The organism is Streptomyces sp. NPDC057682 (assembly GCF_042799575.1).
GTDB lineage: Bacteria > Actinomycetota > Actinomycetes > Streptomycetales > Streptomycetaceae > Streptomyces.
Genome location: NZ_JBHVIN010000009.1, coordinates 301,153 through 318,682, shown reverse-complemented (window position 1 = coordinate 318,682; position 17,530 = coordinate 301,153). Strand labels below are relative to the sequence as shown.

Below are 17,530 nucleotides of genomic sequence, written 5' to 3'. Positions count from 1 at the left end.
GCGTGCCCGCACCCGCCCGAGGGGATCCCACCCCCCTTGCACGACATTGCCCCCGACTGGAGCTGTGCCATGTCTTCTCCCGTACCGCAGAAGGAACCGCGGAGCCCGCAACCGCCGCTCAGCCGCTCGCTGCGCAACCGCCACATGTCGATGATCGCGATCGGCGGCGCGATCGGCGCCGGACTGTTCGTGGGCAGCGGCTCGGTCATCAAGACCGCGGGTCCGGCGGCGATCGTCTCCTACTGCCTGGCCGGCGCGCTCGTGCTGTGCACCATGCGGATGCTCGGCGAGATGGTCGTGGCCAAGCCGTCCGCCGGCTCCTTCGCCGACTACGCGCGCACGGCGATCGGGCCGTGGGCGGGCTTCACCATCGGGTGGCTGTACTGGTACTACTACGTGATCATCGTGGCCGTGGAGGCCGTCGCGGGCGCGGCGATCCTGCACGCCTGGCTCGATCTGCCGCTCTGGGTCCTCGCCATGGGCCTGATGGTCGTGATGACCGCGACCAACCTGCTCTCCGTGAAGTCCTTCGGCGAGTTCGAGTTCTGGTTCTCCTCGGTGAAGGTCGCCGCGATCGTCGCCTTCCTGATCGTCGGCGGACTCTACGTCTTCGGCGCCTGGCCCGGCGCCTCCTTCGACTTCTCCAACCTCACCGCCCACGGCGGCTTCGCGCCCAACGGGTTCACCGCGATCTTCTCGGCGATCGTCGTGGTCATCTTCGCCTTCGGCGGGGCCGAGATCGTCACCATCGCCGCCGCCGAGAGCAAGGAGCCCGAACGCTCGGTGGCACGTGCCACCACCGGGATCATCTGGCGGATCATCCTCTTCTACGTCGGCTCCATCGTCCTGGTCGTCACGATCGTGCCCTGGGACAGCGCCAAGGTCCTGGCCAGCCCGTACGTCGCCGCCTGGAAGATCATCGGGCTGCCGGGCGCCGGCGTCGTGATGGACGTCGTGATCCTCACGGCCGTCCTGAGCGTGCTCAACTCCTCGGTCTACGTCTCCTCGCGGATGCTGCGCGCGCTCGCCACCCACGGCGACGCCCCCACCTGGCTGGTGGCGACCAACAAGCGCCAGGTCCCGGCCCGCGCGATCCTCGCCGGGACCGTGGTCGGCTGGATCTCGGTGCTGCTGGCCTATCTCTCCCCGGACACCGTCTTCACCTACCTGGTGAACTCCTCGGGCGCGATCGCCATCTTCATGTACCTGATGATCGGGGTGTCCCAGCTGCGCATGCGGCGGAGGCTGGAGCGCGAGGCGCCCGAGCGGCTGACCCTGCGCATGTGGCTCTTCCCGTATCTGACCTGGGTGGTCATGGCCGGATTCGCGGCGGTGCTGGTGGCCATGGCCGTGATCGCCGACCAGCGCACGCAGCTCTTCACCAGCCTCGGCAGCCTGGCCGTCGTCCTCGTCGCGTACGCGGTGCGCAGGGCGCGCGGCAGCCGGCCGGAGACCCTCGCGGAGAGCCGCGAGGCGGACCCGGTGTCCACCTCCTGACCTGCGAGAACGACGAACCGCCCGCCCCCGGCTGCGGGGGCGGGCGGTTCGTCCGTGGAGACCGTGACCGGATTCGAACCGGTGTAACTCGAGTTGCAGTCGAGCCCCTGAGCCTCTCGGGCACACGGTCCTGCGCTGGTGCGATGCCCCGACGTTAGGCCCGTGGCGGGTGGGGGCTCAAGGGTGCGGGCCGCCGTGCCATACGACTGACACACGCCGTTCATGTCCGGCCCGGCGGTCCTACGACCAAGGGCGGAGAACGGAGGCGACCCGCGACAGGGCCCACACGCGTTTTAGGCCCTTACTCTTGAGCGCATGACCGCCCTGGAACCCCGTGACGCCGATGTCGCGCCGCAGCTCGAAGACTCCGCAGTACCCCCCGGGGCGGCCGAAGGGGTTCTCGGGCGGACCTACCGGGCGCTCAGCGTCGGCATCGTCTCGGTGGTCTTCCTGATCGCCTTCGAGGCGACCGCCGTGGGGACCGCGATGCCGGTCGCCGCCCGGGAGCTCGACGGCATCCCGCTGTACGCCTTCGCCTTCTCGGCGTACTTCACCACCAGCCTGTTCGCCATGGTGCTCTCCGGCCAGTGGGCCGACCGGCGCGGACCGCTCGCCCCGCTGGCCACCGGCATCAGCGCCTTCGGCGCGGGGCTCCTGCTGTCCGGGACGGCGGGGAGCATGTGGCTCTTCATCGCCGGACGAGCGGTCCAGGGACTGGGCGGCGGACTGGTGATCGTCGCGCTGTACGTGGTGATCAGCCGGGCCTATCCGGAGCACCTCCGCCCGTCGATCATGGCCGCCTTCGCCGCGAGCTGGGTGATCCCGTCGGTCGTGGGGCCGCTGGCCTCCGGAAGCGTGACCGAGCACCTGGGCTGGCGCTGGGTCTTCGTCGGCATCCCCGTGCTGGTCGTCTTCCCGCTGGCGCTCGCGCTGCCCGCGATCCGGCTCAGGGCCTCGGGCCCGGCGGACCCGGAGGCGCCGGTGGAACCGTACGACCGCCGACGCATCCTGCTCGCGCTGGGCATCTCGCTGGGCGCCGGACTGCTCCAGTACGCCGGGCAGGAGCGGAACTGGCTCTCCCTGCTGCCGGCCGCCGCCGGAATCGCCCTGCTCGTCCCCGCGATCCGCGGCCTGCTGCCCCCGGGCACCGGGCGTGCGGCCCGCGGACTGCCCGCGGTGGTGCTGCTGCGCGGGGTGGCGGCCGGTTCGTTCATCGCCGCCGAATCGTTCGTCCCGCTGATGCTCGTCACCGAGCGCGGCCTCTCCCCGACCCTCGCCGGCCTCTCCCTCGCCGCGGGCGGCGGCACCTGGGCCCTGGGCTCGTACGTCCAGTCCCGCCCCCGCCTCGAACCGCACCGCGAACGGCTGATGGTCGGCGGCATGGTCCTCGTCGCCGCGGCGATAGCCGCCGCCCCGGCGGTGCTCGTCCACGCGGTCCCCGTCTGGACCGTCGCCGTCGCCTGGGCCTTCGGCTGCTTCGGCATGGGCATGGTGATCGCCTCCACCAGCGTCCTCCTCCTCAAGCTCTCCGCCCCCGAGGAGGCCGGCGCCAACTCCGCCGCCCTCCAGATCTCCGATGGCCTCGCCAACGTCCTCCTCCTCGCGGCGGGCGGCGCCGCCTTCGCGGCCCTCGGCGGGGGAGCGGTGGGCGCCGTCCACGACGCGGTGGAGTCGACCGCCTCGGGCTCGCACCCGGCCGCGTTCGCGGTGGTCTTCCTCCCGATGGCCGCGGTGGCGCTGGCGGGGGCGTGGGTGGCGGGGCGGGTGCGGGCGATCTAGCTGGTACTGGTCTGGCCCCACTCGGTGGTACCGTTCTGGTATGGCCATGAACCTGCGTCTGCGCGACGACCAGACCGAAGCCCTCAAGCAGCGTGCCGAGCAGGAGGGCACAAGCATGCACGCCATACTGCTCCAGGCCGTGGACGACTACCTGGCCCGGACCGCTCAGCAGGCCATCGTCCGCAAGACCGCCAAGGAGCAGGCCGCCAAGTGGAGCGAGCTCATGGAGCGGCTCAAGTGAGCTGTGTCTATCTGAGCGCGGAGGACATCCTCGTCATCGCTGATCACGCCTGCCCGGACATGCAGATCGTCGTCCGCGACGCCGGGCTCCTGGAATCCGCCGCGCACCGGCCGTCGGCCGCCATGTTCGGCGAGGAGGCGTATCCCGACGTCGTCGACAAGGCGGCCGCGCTGCTTCAGTCGCTGGCGATCAACCATCCGCTCTTCGACGGGAACAAGCCCACCGCCTGGCTGTCGTGCGTGACCTTCCTGGCGATGAACGGTGTCGATGTCATCCCCGACATCGATGCGGCGGAACGCCTGGTCATCGCAGTCGCCACCGGTGAGTGGGACGACGTCGAGGTCATCGCGAAGGCGCTGCGGGAGCTGGTCGTGGGCGGTGTGTGAGAGCCGTCGCACTTCCGTGCGGGGCGGTGCGGTCCGCGGTGGATCGGGGGCCGCCCCCCGGTAGGGTGGCCCGGTTGTCGTATCGCGTACGGGCCCCCGGTCCGCGCGGACAGCGCCCCACGTACCCGAGAGACCCGAACCGGAGACCGTGACTACTACCGCCTCCCACCACCTCTCACCCGCCTTCCCCGGCCGCGCCCCCTGGGGCACGGCCGGCAAGCTGCGAGCCTGGCAGCAGGGCGCCATGGAGAAGTACATCCAGGAGCAGCCGCGCGACTTCCTCGCGGTCGCCACCCCCGGCGCGGGGAAGACCACCTTCGCGCTGACCCTCGCGTCGTGGCTGCTGCACCACCACGTCGTGCAGCAGGTCACCGTCGTCGCCCCGACCGAGCACCTGAAGAAGCAGTGGGCGGAGGCGGCGGCCCGCATAGGGATCAAGCTGGACCCCGAGTACAGCGCGGGCCCCCTGAGCAAGGAGTACCACGGCGTCGCCGTGACGTACGCGGGCGTCGGGGTCCGCCCCATGCTGCACCGCAACCGCTGCGAGCAGCGCAAGACGCTGGTGATCCTCGACGAGATCCACCACGCCGGCGACTCCAAGTCCTGGGGCGAGGCCTGCCAGGAGGCGTTCGACCCGGCGACCCGGCGGCTCGCGCTCACCGGCACGCCGTTCCGTTCGGACACCAACCCGATCCCGTTCGTCGTCTACGAGGAGGGCAACGACGGCATCCGCCGCTCCTCGGCCGACTACACCTACGGCTACGGGAACGCGCTCGCCGACGGCGTCGTCCGCCCGGTCATATTCCTCAGCTACAGCGGCAACATGCGCTGGCGCACCAAGGCCGGTGACGAGATCGCCGCCCGCCTCGGCGAGCCGATGACCAAGGACGCCATCGGCCAGGCCTGGCGCACCGCGCTGGCCCCCACCGGCGAGTGGATCCCCAATGTCCTCAGCGCCGCGGACAAGCGGCTCACCGAGGTCCGCAAGGGCATCCCCGACGCCGGCGGCCTCGTCATCGCGACCGACCAGGAGTCGGCGCGCGAGTACGCCAAGATCCTCAAGCGGGTCACCGGCGAGAAGGCCACCGTCGTCCTCTCCGACGAGAAGGCCGCCTCCAAGAAGATCGACAAGTTCAGCGAGGACGACTCCCGCTGGATGGTCGCCGTCCGCATGGTGTCGGAGGGCGTCGACGTGCCCCGCCTGGCCGTCGGCGTGTACGCCACCACCATCTCGACGCCCCTCTTCTTCGCCCAGGCCGTCGGACGCTTCGTGCGCTCCCGCAGGCGCGGCGAGACCGCGTCCGTTTTCGTCCCCACCATCCCGATGCTGCTCGACTTCGCCAACGAGATGGAGGTCGAGCGCGACCACGTCCTCGACAAGCCCAAGAAGGGCAGCGACGAGGAGAACCCGTTCTCCGAGGAGGACAAGCTCCTCGCCGACGCGGAGCGGCTGGAGGACGAGGAGACCGAGGAGCAGCTGCCCTTCGAGGCGCTGGAGTCCGACGCGGTCTTCGACCGGGTGCTGTACGACGGCGCCGAGTTCGGCATGCAGGCCCACCCGGGCAGCGAGGAGGAGCAGGACTACCTCGGCATCCCCGGCCTCCTCGAACCCGACCAGGTGCAGCTGCTGCTTCAGAAGCGGCAGACCCGGCAGATCGCTCACAGCCGGCAGAAGCCCGCGGCCGAGGCCGACCTGCTGGAGAAGCCCGCCCACGAGCGGCCGGTCGTCACCCACAAACAACTGCTTGAGCTGCGCAAACAGCTCAACACGATGGTGTCCGCCTACACCCACCAGAGCGGCAAGCCGCACGGTGTCATCCACACCGAACTGCGCCGGGTCTGCGGCGGGCCGCCCAGCGCGGAGGCCACTGCCGGCCAGATCGAGCAGCGGATCAAGAAGGTCCAGGAGTGGGCCACCCGCATGCGGTGAGCGTGCGGGCGCGCACGCACCGGCCCGGTACGAGGACACGCGTCCTCGTACCGGGCCGGTTTCATGCCGGGGGCGCTACCAGGTGAACGCCGACGACTGGACCGATGTCGCCACGCAGTACACCGTGGCGACCGTCGGGGACGACGTCACGATTTTGAGCGTGTTGTTCGTGGCGCTCGCCGGGGGCGTCAGCACCGCGAGATTGGTGGTGTCGCCGGCGGCCAGCGTCCCGGAGGTGATCTTCAGCGGCCCGAGGGTGATCGGATTGGGGTAGGTCATCCCCGGGTTCGCCGTGGCGGAGAACTCGACGACGCCGCCCCCGGACTTCACGACCTTGAGCGTCGCCGTGATGCTGTTCGGGTCGGCACTCGACCCGGACGGCATCGTGATCGCCGAGGACGTCAGCTTGATGGACTTGGTCGTGCCGTTGTCGGCCGCCGTCAGCGTGGCCAGGCCACTGCCCCAGGAGCCGCAGTCGAAGCTGGCCGTCGCCGAGGTCGGGGTCACCGCGAACGCCGTCGGGGAGGACAGCGAGAGCAGCGCGCCGACCGAACAGACCGCGCCCAGTGCCAGCGGCAGGTGTCTTCGGGCGGACCTACGGGTGGTGCCACGGATCGAAGAGATCGACATGACGGGTGGAACTCCTTCCGGTGTGAATTCCGCGTTGTCTTGGTCCGCCGCAGTCGGTGCATTCGGCGGACGTGCGGATCTGCCTGCCGGGCCCGGCATGTCGGGTGCAGTGAAACGGTGATCTTCGAAGAAGTCAACAGACATGCGGAAAACGCCTGGAGAAATGCTTTTCGGGCATTTCAGAAAGGATCAATCGGCCTTCTCTTGACTTCTCTGCACGTGCCCTCCTCAATGTGCGCAATCAATGGTCCATGAAAGGGTGTCAGGTGATCCGACGACGAAGACCCGGTGTGACCGGCCTGCTCGCGGCCTGCTTCGTACTGTCCCTGGGCTGCGCGGGCGCCGCGGCCTCACCGGTCTCGCCCGGCAGCGGCTCGGCCGCCGCCGGAACCGTGACGCCGACCGTCCACTGCACCCTGCCCGCGGGCCAGGGCGAGGCGACGGGACCGCAGGACATGACCGTGGAGCTGTCGCCGGCCGTCGTCGAACCGGGCGGCAAGGTGCACGCCAAGGTGACGCTCGGCCCGTCCCCGGCCACCAGCGGGCTGCCCCTGGAGGACGTGCCGACCATCCCCAGCCTGGACCTGGCGATGTCCGGCGGGGCCACCGGGACCGTCACCGTGCGGGGGCCGGAGATCGCCCTGGACATCCCGTCCGGGGTGCCCATCGAGATCCCGCCGTACGAGGGGGACTTCCTGGTCCCCGCGGACGCCTCGGGCGACGTCTCGTTCGCGCCCATCCGTACGCTCACGCAGACCAAGGTGCTCGGATCGGTCTTCGAGACGCCCTGCGACGTGGTGTCCGGCGGCGACTCGTTCGGCAGCGTCACCGTGGAGGGCTCGGCGGCCGAACCCGCCACCCTGACCGCCCCGGCCGACCCGGTGCGCCCGAGCACCGCCGTGAAGCTGGGCGGCTCCGGGTGGACCCCGGACGCCACCGCCGTGCCCTCGCTCTGCGCGGTCGGCGGGGGCGGCTGCGATCCGCTGAAGTTCACCGCGAACAGCCTGCGGATCGACTCCTACGGCACGCTCACCGGCACCGCGACGCTCGGCCCGTCCGGGGCCGTGCCGAACGGCTCCTACGAGGTGAAGGTCAACGACGGCACCAAGGAGGCCACCGCCCCCCTCACCGTCGAGGCCGTCGCGGCCGGCGAGCGGGCGATGACCCTGTCCCCGGACCGCGGACCGGTCGGCAGCGTGATCACCGTCAGCGGCCGGGGCTACAACCCGGACCGCTGGATCAACATCATCGGGCTCGACGCCTCGGGCACCGGGCTCGACGACAGCGCGGTCTACGTCAAGAGCGGCTCGGACGGCACCTGGTCCACGGAGTTCACCGTGATCTCCGACGCGGTCGCCGCCGTCCAGTCCGACGAGGGCAACGACCCCGCGACCGTCCGCACCGCCCCCTTCACCGTCACCACCGAGGGCGGCGGCGGGGACGGGGCCACCGCCGAACAGCGGCTGACCACCCAGGTCAGAGCCGGGACGCTGAGCATGAAGCAGGCGGGTGACACCGTCGACTTCGGCACCACGATCCTCGGCGACGGCACCGGCGGCCAGCACGCCCGGCTCAACCGGATCGAGGTCGAGGACGCCCGCGGCGTCAACAGCGGCTGGTCCCTGACCGCCACCCTCACCGGGTTCACCGGCCCCGACGGAAGCACCATCCCGGCCGGAGCGGTGCGCTGGACCCCGGCCTGCACCGCGCAGGCCGGCAGCGTGGGCACCCCGGTGGCCGGAGCACCCACCGCCCTCGGGAGCGAGGCGGCGAGCCTCTGCCGGATGAACCCGGACGGATCGCGTCCGTTCACCGGCGGAACGTTCGACGCCGACGCCGATCTCGCCCTCACCGTTCCCGAATTCACCCGGCCCGGAGATTACAGCGCCACTCTCACCCTGACCCTGCTGTAAAGGGGATCCGGGGATATCCCGAAGGCGCCCGCCTGTTCCGTACGGCAATGGAGCAGGCGGGCGTCTTCCATTTCGCAGGCGGAACACTCGCATTCCGTTTTCCTGGGAGGAGTCATATGTTCGCGCACCGCAGATCCGCCGGAGGACGGGCCCGCCCGGCCTGGCGGCGGGCCGTCGCCCTGGGCGCCGGAGCCGTCCTCGTATGGAGCGGGGGCGCCGTCGCCCTCGCCCCGCTCGCCCACGCGGGCACCATCACCCCGACCGTCCACTGCACCCTGCCCGCGGGCCAGGGCGAGGCGGACGGACCTCAGCAGTTCGGCGTGGAGCTGACCCCCGACGTCGTCGACCCCGGCGGCAAGGTCCACGCCAAGGTCACCCTCGGCCCCTCGCCCGCCACCAGCGGGCTCAGCCTCAACGACGTGCCCACCACACCCAGCCTCGACCTCGCCATGTCCGGCGGCGCCACCGGCACGGTCACCGTCACCGGCCCCGAGGTCTCGCTCGACATCCCCTCCGGGAAGCCCATCGAGATCCCGCCGTACGAGGGCGACTTCCTCATCCCGGCCAACGCCAGTGGCCCCATCACCTTCACCCCGCTGCGCAACCTCACCCGCACCAAGGTGCTCGGCTCCACCTACGAGACGGCCTGCGTCGTCACCGCGGGCGGCGGTTCCATCGGCACCGTGACCGCCGAGGGCAGCGCCGGCCAGCCGCCGACGCTGATCGCCCCGACAGCCCCGGTCCGCCCGTCCACCGCGGTCACCCTGTCCGGCAGCCGCTGGACGCCCGGCGGCACGCCCGTGGCCCAGCTCTGCGCGGCCGACGGCGGCGGCTGCGACGCCGCGAAGTTCGGCGCCTCCACCCTCGCCGTCAACGCGTCGGGCCAGCTGACCGGCAGCGCCACCCTCGCGGCGGCGGGCGCGGTGCCGAACGGCTCGTACCTGGTGAAGGTCGGCGACGGTACGAAGGAGGCCACCGCGCCCCTGACCGTCCAGGCCTTCGTGCCCGACGGGCCGCGTGCCATCGCCCTGTCCCGGGGCAGCGGACCCGTCGGCAGCGTGATCACCGTCAGCGGCAGCAACTACTACCAGGACCGCTGGATCAACACCGTCGCGCTCGACGCGGGCGGGGCCACCCTGGACGACACCGCCGTCTATGTGAAGAGCCGCCCCGACGGCACCTTCTCCGCTGAGTTCACCGTCTCCGACCCGGCGATCGCCGCGATCCAGGTCGACGAGGCCAACGACCCGGCGACCGTACTGACGACGCCGTTCACCGTCACCGAGGCCGAGGCCACGCTCTCCGCCGGCACCGCCAAGGTGAAACCCGGCGGCACCATCGGCGTCTCCGGCGACGGCTGGCCCTCCGGCACCGCCCCCGCGGCCGCCCTCTGCGCGGCCGACGGCACCGGCTGCAACGCCGCCGGGATCAGCGGCTCCACCCTGCGGATCAACGCCGACGGCACTCTCTCCGGCACCGTCACCCCGGCCGGGTCCACCGCCCGGGGCGTCTACGCCCTGCGGGTCACCGCCGGGGTCTCCCAGGCCCTGACCCAGCTCACCGTCGCCCCCACCTTCGTCGTCCTCACCCCGGACTCCGGACCCAGGGGCACCTCGGTCACCGTCCTCGGCCAGGGCTTCGCCAAGGTGGCGACCGTGTCCATCGTCGGGCTGCGAGCCGACGGCTCGCAGACCTCCGACTCCGTACGCACCAAGGTGGTCGGCCTCGACGGGGCGTTCTCGCAGACCTTCACCGTCAACGCGGCCGACACCGTCGCCCTCCGGGTCCGCGAGGTCCTCGTCAACCCCCGCACCGAGACGGCCGCGTTCACCGTCCAGGACGGCTCCGTCCCGGCCGGGGCCTCCTTCGCCCTCTCACCGCCCGAAGGACCGCCCGGCACCGTGGTCCAGGTGACCGGCCGGGGCTTCGCCCCCGTCGCCACCGTCTCCGTCACCGGGCGCACCGCCGACGGCAAGCAGACCTCCGACTCCTATGTCACCCGGGTCATCGGACTCGACGGCACCTTCGCCCTCAACTTCACCGTCCGCGACCCGGCGACGAAGGCGATCAGGGCCTGCGAGGTCCTCGTCAACGGAAAAACGGTCCAAAAAATGTTCACGGTGAGTTAACGCCGGTTCACGTCTGATACACAGAGCGTCGCGAGAGCGTCGGCCGACATGGACGCGCGTAGATGCGTCCGATTCGGCCGACGCCCCGCTGACCGGCACTTATGCTCGTTCCCCGCAAGCCGATTTCTCCGGACGCCCGGATTCTGGACGAGGTCTTCCGCTGAGCGGACTGGCTCGCTACTGTCCCAAAAAAGTGAACGCGCCGTGGCAGTGCCGCCGCGGAGCGCAGCCGGTGCCTTGGCCAGGCCGGCGGCCTCTCGATGCGTTGCCGCTGGGACCGGCGACGCACCAAACCATGGGAACCAGCCGCCGCCGCTCACCGAAGAGGAGAGGGCGTCGTGACCGCGGAGACCTCCCAGACGCTCGACCGGGGACTGCGTGTCCTCAAACTGCTCGCCGACACCGACCACGGTCTGACGGTCACCGAGTTGTCCAACAAACTCGGCGTCAACCGCACGGTGGTCTACCGTCTGCTCGCCACCCTGGAGCAGCACACCCTGATCCGCCGCGACCTCGGCGGCCGGGCCCGCGTGGGGCTCGGCGTGCTGCGCCTGGGCCGCCAGGTCCACCCGCTCGTCCGGGAGGCGGCGCTGCCCGCGCTGCGCTCGCTGGCCGAGGACATCGGGGCCACCGCCCATCTCACCCTGGTCGACGGCGCCGACGCGCTCGCGGTCGCGGTCGTCGAACCGACCTGGACGGACTATCACGTCGCCTACCGGGCCGGCTTCCGCCATCCGCTCGACCGGGGCGCCGCCGGCCGCGCGATCCTGGCCGCCCGGCAGAAGCCCGTCGGCGAGACCGCCTTCACCCTCACCCATGGGGAGCTGGAGGCCGGGGCGAGTGGCGCGGCCGCCGCGCTCATGGGGGTCACCGGGGTCGAGGGCAGCGTCGGTGTGGTGATGCTCGCCGACGCGGTTCCGGAGCGGGTGGGGCCCCGCGTGATCGACGCGGCCCGCGAGGTCGCGGACGCGTTGCGCTGACGGGTTCCCGTGGGGCGCGGGGTGCGGGGTGCTCCGTGTTCGGGGTTCCGTCCTCAAGCGCCGGACGGGCTGGTTTGTGCGGGTTCCCCGCGGGGGTGCGCCTGATGTTCGTTGTGTGGGGTCCGGGGTCCCTCCGGGGCGACTCCTCGAACGACGAACGTGCGGGGACCTCGTACACGTACCCCGGTCTGTGTTCGTCGTTCTGCGGGGACGCCCCTGCACGCCCCCGAACCCGGCCGTCGTGCGTCTGCGACAACGTGATTCGCCGGCGGGGGAGACCGCTTGTGGCAGCGGGTCCACCGGCGTGAGGACGCACAACCGGCCCGGGTGGGGGCGTGCAGGGGTGTCCCCGCAGGAAATGGCGTACGACCCGGGTCCCTCACGTACCCGGGTGAACACGCCATTTCTGAGGAGTCACCCCGGAGGGACCCCGCCCCCACCCACCGAACACGGGCGCACGCCGCACCAGGCGCCCCGGGGCGCCCCCGCACGCGGGCCGGTTAGATTGGGCGGGTGCCCACACCTCGTTCGCGCCCCCGCACCCTCGCCCTGTGCGCCCTGCCGGTCCTCGCCCTGTTCGGCGTGGCCGCCTTCGCGCCGCTGCCGTTCACACTGGCGCAGCCGGGGACGACGGCCAACGTGCTGGGGGACGACCACGGCACCCCGGTGATCAGCATCGAGGGCACCCCCACCCGGACCACCACGGGTCAGCTGCGGATGACCACGATCGTGGCGACCGGGCCGGACGCGAAGGTCGGCCTCGGGGATGTCGTCGACAGCTGGTTCCGTACGGACCGGGCGGTCATGCCCCATGACTCCGTCTACCCGAGCGGCGGCTCGGAGAAGGAGATCGAGCAGCACAACCTGGACGACATGGCGAAGTCGCAGGACGCGGCCGTCGACGCGGCCCTGAACTACCTGGGGCGCAAGCCCGGTTCGGTGGACGTCACCCTGCATCTGGCGGATGTGGGCGGTCCGAGCGCGGGGCTGTTCTTCGCGCTGGGCATCATCGACAAGCTCGACGGCGACGGTTCCGGCGGGGACCTCACCGGGGGCCGGACCATCGCCGGGACGGGCACCATCCAGGCGGACGGGGACGTCGGCGCGGTGGGTGGTGTGTCGCTGAAGACGCAGGCGGCCCGGCGGGACGGGGCGACCGTCTTCCTCGTACCGAAGGCCGAGTGCTCGGAGGCGAAGGCCGAGCTGCCCGAGGGGCTGCGGCTGATCCCGGTCACGACGCTGAAGGACGCGGTGTCCTCGCTGCGGGCCCTGGAGCACGGGGGGAAGGTCCCGGGCTGCTGATGCCGGGGCACCGGTTCCCGGCCGGGCCCGGACCGGGTGACGAGGGTCAGACCAGGCGCGGCGCGCGGGTCCGGACGACCGGGGTGCGGGGGATCATGCGGAGGCCCAGCTCGACCAGGCCCCAGCCCAGCCGGGTGCGCAGGTCCTGACGGGGGGCGGCCAGCAGGCCGAGGCGGAACGCGTCGGCGTGGGAGCGCAGTTCGGCGGCGCGGATGCGGTGCAGCAGGAGGTGGTTCTCGGCGTTCATGTCGGGTGTTCCTCTCAGTGGCGGGGCGCGGAAGGTCAGCTGGCGGAGCGCGGGAACATGTGGAGATGGGTGCGGACGACGGCGGACCCCTCGGTCTCCTCGGACACGCGGCCCCGGTAGCTGTTGATCAACGCGTGGATCTCGTCCGCGAGTTGACGGGAGAGCTCGGGGGTGAGGCGGACCTTGAAGTCGCTGAGGTCCGAGGCCTCGAACCATGCGCGGGACCAGTCCTGCGTGGTACCGATCCAGTGGCCCACCTCCTGGGCGTGGACCGAGGCGACCCACTGGAGGACGTTGCCCATGGCGCCGCGCACCTCGGGGTCCGGGTCGTACAGGAACTCCGGGCCGAAGGAGGCGCCCACGTGCACCGCGCGCCACCACCGTTCGCGGCCCTTGCCGAGGGTGGGGTCGTCCTCGACGAATCCGTACGCGGCGAGCTGGCGCAGGTGGTAGCTGGTGGCGCCGCTGGACTCGCCGAGCCGTTCCGCGAGGCCGGACGCGGTGGCGGGGCCGGACTCGCGGAGGCTGTTGAGGAGGTTCAGGCGCAGCGGGTGGGCCAGGGCGCGCAGCCCGCGCGCGTCGATGTCGAGCAGCTGCGGGGGCTTCGCGACCGGGTCGCCGTCCTGGGGGTCCGTTGTGGGCATGCCCCAACCATAGAGTTGCAAAGGAGCCTTTGCAACGGTCTTTTGCAAAAGAATTTTGCAACTTGTCTGTACGGTGCCGGGAGGACCCGGCTTCCTCCGGTTCAGCCGTTCCTGATGAACCCCTGCTCGATCAGCCAGTCCTTGGCCACCTCGTGCGGATCCTCCCCGTCCACGTCCACCTTGGCGTTCAGTACCTGGCCGACCTCGGTGGTCAGCTTCTTGCTCAGCGGGTCCAGGAGACCGGCGATCTCCGGGTACTTGTCGAAGGTCGCGGTGTGGATGACGGGCGCCGCGTTGTAGTTGGGGAAGAAGTGCTTGTCGTCCTCCAGCACCTCCAGGTTCATCGCCTTGATGCGCCCGTCCGTGGTGTACACCTCGCCGAGCAGGCAGGAGTTCGACTTGGACACCTGGGTGTAGATGATCCCGGCGTCCATCTTTTTGATGTTGGCCGCCGGGAGGGACATCCCGTACGCCTTCTCCATCCCGGGCAGTCCGTCGTCGCGCGAGGCGAACTCGTTCTCGACGCAGACCGTCACCGCCGAGGGTTTCTCCTCGGCGAGTGCGGCCACGTCGGAGAGCGTCTTCAGGTGGTACTTCGCGTTGTTCTTCCGGCTGATGGCGAGGGCGTAGGTGTTGTTCAGCGTCGACTGGGGGAGCCAGGTCACCCCGTTCTTCCGGTCCTCGTCGCGGACCGCCCGCCACTGGGCCCCCGGGTCCGTGATCGGCTTCGTGTGGCCCAGATAGGTGATCCAGCCGGTGCCCGTGTACTCGTACATCGCGTCGGCGTCGCCCTTGACGATGGCCTCCCGCGCGCTGATGGAACCGGGCAGGTTCGTCCGGTCCAGGACCTCGGCGCCGGCGGCCTTGAAAATCAGGCCGATCATCTGGCCGAGGATGATGTTCTCGCTGAAGTTCTTCGAAGTGACCGTCAGGGAGGCGCCCTTCAGGGGCTCGCCCTGTCCGACCGAGCCCGGCCGCACGTCGTCCACCATCGGCGAACCGCTTTTCAGTCCGCATCCGGCCAGCACCAGCGCCAGCGCGGCCCCGGCCGCCAGGCCCGTACGCCACCGCCTCATCGTTCCACCTCCAGGCCGCGCGGCGTCAGCGCCACCTCGGCCAGCGAGGCCAGCCAGTCCACGAGCAGGGCCAGCACCACGGTGAGGATCGAGCCCAGCACGAGGACCTGCATGCGCTGGGTCTGGATGCCGGTGGTGATCAGGTCGCCCAGCCCGCCGCCCCCGCCGAAGGTGGCCAGCGTCGCGGTGCCCACGTTCAGGACCAGCGCGGTCCGCACCCCGGCCAGGATGAGCGGGACGGCGAGCGGAAGTTCGACCTTGCGCAGCGTGCCCATCGCGGACATCCCGATCCCGCGCGAGGCCTCCACGAGCGTCGGTTCGATGGCCCGCAGCCCGGCCACCGTGTTGGAGAGCACCGGCAGCACCGCGTAGATCACCATGCCGGTGATCGCGGTGGACGGGCCGATGCCCAGCCAGATCACCAGCAGCGCCAGCAGGCCGATGGCCGGGGTCGCCTGGCCGATGTTGGCGATCGCCGTGACGACCGGGGCGGCCTTGCTCAGCCCCCGCCGGGTCAGCGCGATGCCCAGTGGGATCGCGATGATCAGCACCCAGAACGTGGAGATCGCGGTGAGCCGGACGTGCTGCCACCACCGCACCTCGACCACGTCTCCGGCCAGCGAGTTCTCCGCGATCGAGTCCAGGTCGGCGTTGCTGATCCAGAGGTACGTGACCACCAGCACCACGGCCAGCGCCGCCGGGACGGTCACCAGCTTCTGCCAGGTGATCCGGCGGCGCGGCCCGGCCGGCGAGGCGACGGGCTCCTCCTCCTCGTCGCGGAAGGCGTGGCCCTTGACGTCGTGCTCGCCCGGCGGGCGGTCGCGGTCGGCCGACGGGGGCGCGCCGCCCGTACGGCGGCCGGAGGAGTCGTTCATGCGCCCGCACCGCCCTCCAGCTCCTGGGCGGTCTGATGGGTGCGCAGCTCCTCCAGCTCGTGCTGGTGCTCGATGGCGGTGAGCCGGTCGGCCTCCAGCAGTTCGTGCACGGAGTTCATCAGGGTGTGCATGTCGACGACGCCGATGAACTCGCCGCGCCGCCCGGTCACCGCGACCCGCCCGCCGCTGTCGGTCAGCACCGCCTCCAGCGCGTCGTGCAGCGTCGCGTCCCGGGTCACCGTGTCGTGCACCAGCTGCCCGGCCCGCGCCAGCGAGCCCCGGGCCCGCATCAGGTCGCCGCGCCGCAGCCACTTGTAGGGGCGGTTCCTGCGGTCGAGCATCAGCAGTTCGTTGTGCGGGCCGCTGCGCAGCTTGTTGAAGATCGACTGGAGCGGGTCGTCCACCGTCACGGTGGGGAAGTCGGCGACCTCCACGTCCCGTACGCGGGTGAGGTTGAGCCGCTTGAGTGCCGCACCGGCCCCGACGAAACCGGAGACGAAGTCGTCGGTCGGATTGGTGAGGATGGCCTCCGGGGTGTCGAACTGCGCGATGTGGGAGTGCTCGCGGAGCACGGCGATCCGGTCGCCCAGCTTGATCGCCTCGTCGAAGTCGTGGGTGACGAAGACGATCGTCTTGTGCAGTTCGTGCTGGAGCCGGATCAGCTCGTCCTGGAGGTGGTCGCGGGTGATCGGGTCGACCGCGCCGAAGGGCTCGTCCATCAGCAGCACCGGCGGATCGGCGGCCAGCGCCCGTGCCACGCCGACGCGCTGCTGCTGGCCCCCGGAGAGCGCGCGCGGATAGCGGCCGTGGAACTCGCGCGGGTCCAGGCCCACCAGGTCCAGCATCTCCTCGACCCGGTCCTTCACCTTCGCCTTGGACCAGCCGACCATCTTCGGGACGAGGCCGATGTTCTCCGCGACCGTCATGTGCGGGAAGAGGCCGGAGGACTGGATCGCGTAACCGATCTTGCGGCGGAGCTTCACCGGGTCGATGTCGGTGACGTCCTCGTCGCCGATCCTGATCCGGCCGGAGGTCGGCTCGATCAGCCGGTTGATCATCTTCAGCGTGGTCGACTTCCCGCAGCCGGACGGGCCCACGAAGATGACGGTCTCCCCGGCCCTGATGTCCATCGAGACGTTGTCGACGGCCGGGCTCGGGTTGCCCGGGTACTGCTTGGTCAGGTCCTCCAGCTGGATGGTGGCGCCGGAGGCGGTGTGGTCGGCCGGCTCCTCGGTGTCCGGTGCCGCGGTCTCAGACACGGATCCCCCTCGGGATGGTGAGCCGTCCCAGCAGGACGTAGGCGGCGTCGAAGAGCAGGGCGAGGATGACGATGCCGACCGTGCCCGCGAGGACCTGGTTGATGGCGTTGGCGCTGCCGAGCGAGGCGATCCCGCGGAAGATCTCGTTGCCCAGACCGGGCCCGGAGGCGTACGCGGCGATGGCGGCGATGCCCATCAGCATCTGGGTGGAGACCCGGATGCCGGTGAGGATCGGCGGCCAGGCCAGCGGCAGTTCGACCCGGCACAGCCGCGCGGTCCGCGACATCCCGATGCCCTTGGCCGCGTCCACCAGCGCGGGATCGACCCCGCGCAGCCCCACGATGGAGTTGCGGACGATCGGCAGCAGCCCGTACAGGGTCAGGGTGATCACCGTCGGTGCCACCCCCAGCCCGACCAGCGGGATCAGCAGACCGATCGCGGCGAGCGACGGAATGGTCAGCACGGTCGCCGTCGAGGTGATCGCCACCGAGGAGCCCCAGCCGCTGCGGTAGCTCACCACCCCGATCAGCACCCCCAGCACGGTGGCGATGACCATGCACTGGAAGACGGCGCTCGCGTGCTGGAACGCGTCGGTGAGCAACTGCTGGTGCCGATTCCCCAGGTACTCCCAGAAGCTCACAC

At 71.0% G+C, this 17,530-nt stretch carries 16 protein-coding genes and 1 tRNA gene; 9 read left to right on the top strand and 8 right to left on the bottom strand.

What is annotated here, in order from left to right:
- The first annotated feature begins 69 nt into the window (after window positions 1-69).
- Window positions 70-1,497: an amino acid permease gene (locus ACFVDM_RS19325; protein WP_383640882.1), complete on the top strand. Its 1,428-nt coding sequence runs from the start codon at window positions 70-72 to the stop codon at window positions 1,495-1,497.
- Between the two features lie 55 nt (window positions 1,498-1,552).
- On the opposite strand, the gene ACFVDM_RS19320 is transcribed toward ACFVDM_RS19325, so the two are convergent.
- Window positions 1,553-1,627 (bottom strand) — tRNA-Cys (locus tag ACFVDM_RS19320).
- Between the two features lie 185 nt (window positions 1,628-1,812).
- Here ACFVDM_RS19320 and ACFVDM_RS19315 point away from each other — a divergent pair.
- The 4 genes from ACFVDM_RS19315 (at window position 1,813) to ACFVDM_RS19300 (ending at window position 5,833) form a co-directional block, all read left to right on the top strand.
- Complete coding sequence (locus tag ACFVDM_RS19315) at window positions 1,813-3,276, top strand: MFS transporter (RefSeq protein ID WP_383640879.1); 1,464 nt, start codon at window positions 1,813-1,815, stop codon at window positions 3,274-3,276.
- Window positions 3,277-3,316: 40 nt separating this feature from the next.
- The gene (locus ACFVDM_RS19310; protein ID WP_026290595.1) at window positions 3,317-3,517 is read left to right on the top strand and encodes a ribbon-helix-helix protein, CopG family; all 201 of its coding nucleotides are present in this window, start codon (window positions 3,317-3,319) and stop codon (window positions 3,515-3,517) included.
- Entirely contained in the window at window positions 3,514-3,903 is a 390-nt protein-coding gene (locus ACFVDM_RS19305; protein WP_383640875.1) for a type II toxin-antitoxin system death-on-curing family toxin, read from the top strand. The genes ACFVDM_RS19310 and ACFVDM_RS19305 overlap by 4 nt, the downstream gene beginning before the upstream one ends.
- 148 nt (window positions 3,904-4,051) lie before the next feature.
- Window positions 4,052-5,833: a DEAD/DEAH box helicase gene (locus tag ACFVDM_RS19300; protein ID WP_383640872.1), complete on the top strand. Its 1,782-nt coding sequence runs from the start codon at window positions 4,052-4,054 to the stop codon at window positions 5,831-5,833.
- 75 nt (window positions 5,834-5,908) lie between these two features.
- Here the strand turns inward: ACFVDM_RS19300 and ACFVDM_RS19295 are convergent, their stop codons facing one another.
- Window positions 5,909-6,463, bottom strand: a complete 555-nt coding sequence (locus ACFVDM_RS19295; protein WP_383640869.1) for a hypothetical protein — start codon at window positions 6,461-6,463, stop codon at window positions 5,909-5,911.
- 290 nt (window positions 6,464-6,753) lie between these two features.
- Here ACFVDM_RS19295 and ACFVDM_RS19290 point away from each other — a divergent pair, with 290 nt between their 5' ends.
- The 4 genes from ACFVDM_RS19290 to ACFVDM_RS19275 all read left to right on the top strand — a co-directional run bounded on the left by ACFVDM_RS19290 (window position 6,754) and on the right by ACFVDM_RS19275 (window position 12,787).
- The gene (locus ACFVDM_RS19290; RefSeq protein WP_383640866.1) at window positions 6,754-8,376 is read left to right on the top strand and encodes a hypothetical protein; all 1,623 of its coding nucleotides are present in this window, start codon (window positions 6,754-6,756) and stop codon (window positions 8,374-8,376) included.
- Between the two features lie 116 nt (window positions 8,377-8,492).
- Window positions 8,493-10,505: a hypothetical protein gene (locus ACFVDM_RS19285; RefSeq protein ID WP_383640863.1), complete on the top strand. Its 2,013-nt coding sequence runs from the start codon at window positions 8,493-8,495 to the stop codon at window positions 10,503-10,505.
- A gap of 338 nt (window positions 10,506-10,843) precedes the next feature.
- Entirely contained in the window at window positions 10,844-11,485 is a 642-nt protein-coding gene (locus ACFVDM_RS19280; protein ID WP_383640860.1) for an IclR family transcriptional regulator, read from the top strand.
- A gap of 513 nt (window positions 11,486-11,998) precedes the next feature.
- Entirely contained in the window at window positions 11,999-12,787 is a 789-nt protein-coding gene (locus ACFVDM_RS19275; RefSeq protein ID WP_383640857.1) for a S16 family serine protease, read from the top strand.
- Between the two features lie 46 nt (window positions 12,788-12,833).
- Here ACFVDM_RS19275 and ACFVDM_RS19270 read toward each other — a convergent pair whose 3' ends face one another.
- From ACFVDM_RS19270 to ACFVDM_RS19245, 6 genes are all read right to left on the bottom strand, one after another.
- Window positions 12,834-13,034, bottom strand: a complete 201-nt coding sequence (locus ACFVDM_RS19270) for a hypothetical protein (protein ID WP_383640854.1) — start codon at window positions 13,032-13,034, stop codon at window positions 12,834-12,836.
- Between the two features lie 35 nt (window positions 13,035-13,069).
- Window positions 13,070-13,678 carry a helix-turn-helix domain-containing protein gene (locus ACFVDM_RS19265; protein WP_383640851.1) on the bottom strand — a complete coding sequence of 203 codons (609 nt, stop codon included), beginning with the start codon at window positions 13,676-13,678 and terminating at the stop codon, window positions 13,070-13,072.
- A gap of 101 nt (window positions 13,679-13,779) precedes the next feature.
- Window positions 13,780-14,754: a glycine betaine ABC transporter substrate-binding protein gene (locus tag ACFVDM_RS19260; RefSeq protein WP_383640848.1), complete on the bottom strand. Its 975-nt coding sequence runs from the start codon at window positions 14,752-14,754 to the stop codon at window positions 13,780-13,782.
- Window positions 14,751-15,629, bottom strand: a complete 879-nt coding sequence (locus tag ACFVDM_RS19255) for an ABC transporter permease (RefSeq protein WP_383640845.1) — start codon at window positions 15,627-15,629, stop codon at window positions 14,751-14,753. Before ACFVDM_RS19255 ends, ACFVDM_RS19260 begins: the two co-directional genes overlap by 4 nt.
- On the bottom strand, window positions 15,626-16,888 hold the full coding sequence (locus ACFVDM_RS19250) for an ABC transporter ATP-binding protein (RefSeq protein WP_383640842.1): 1,263 nt from the start codon (window positions 16,886-16,888) through the stop codon (window positions 15,626-15,628). The genes ACFVDM_RS19255 and ACFVDM_RS19250 overlap by 4 nt, the downstream gene beginning before the upstream one ends.
- A complete protein-coding gene (locus ACFVDM_RS19245) occupies window positions 16,881-17,528 on the bottom strand; it encodes an ABC transporter permease (RefSeq protein WP_383640839.1) in 648 nt (215 codons plus the stop codon). The genes ACFVDM_RS19250 and ACFVDM_RS19245 overlap by 8 nt, the downstream gene beginning before the upstream one ends.
- Between the last annotated feature and the right edge of the window lie 2 nt (window positions 17,529-17,530).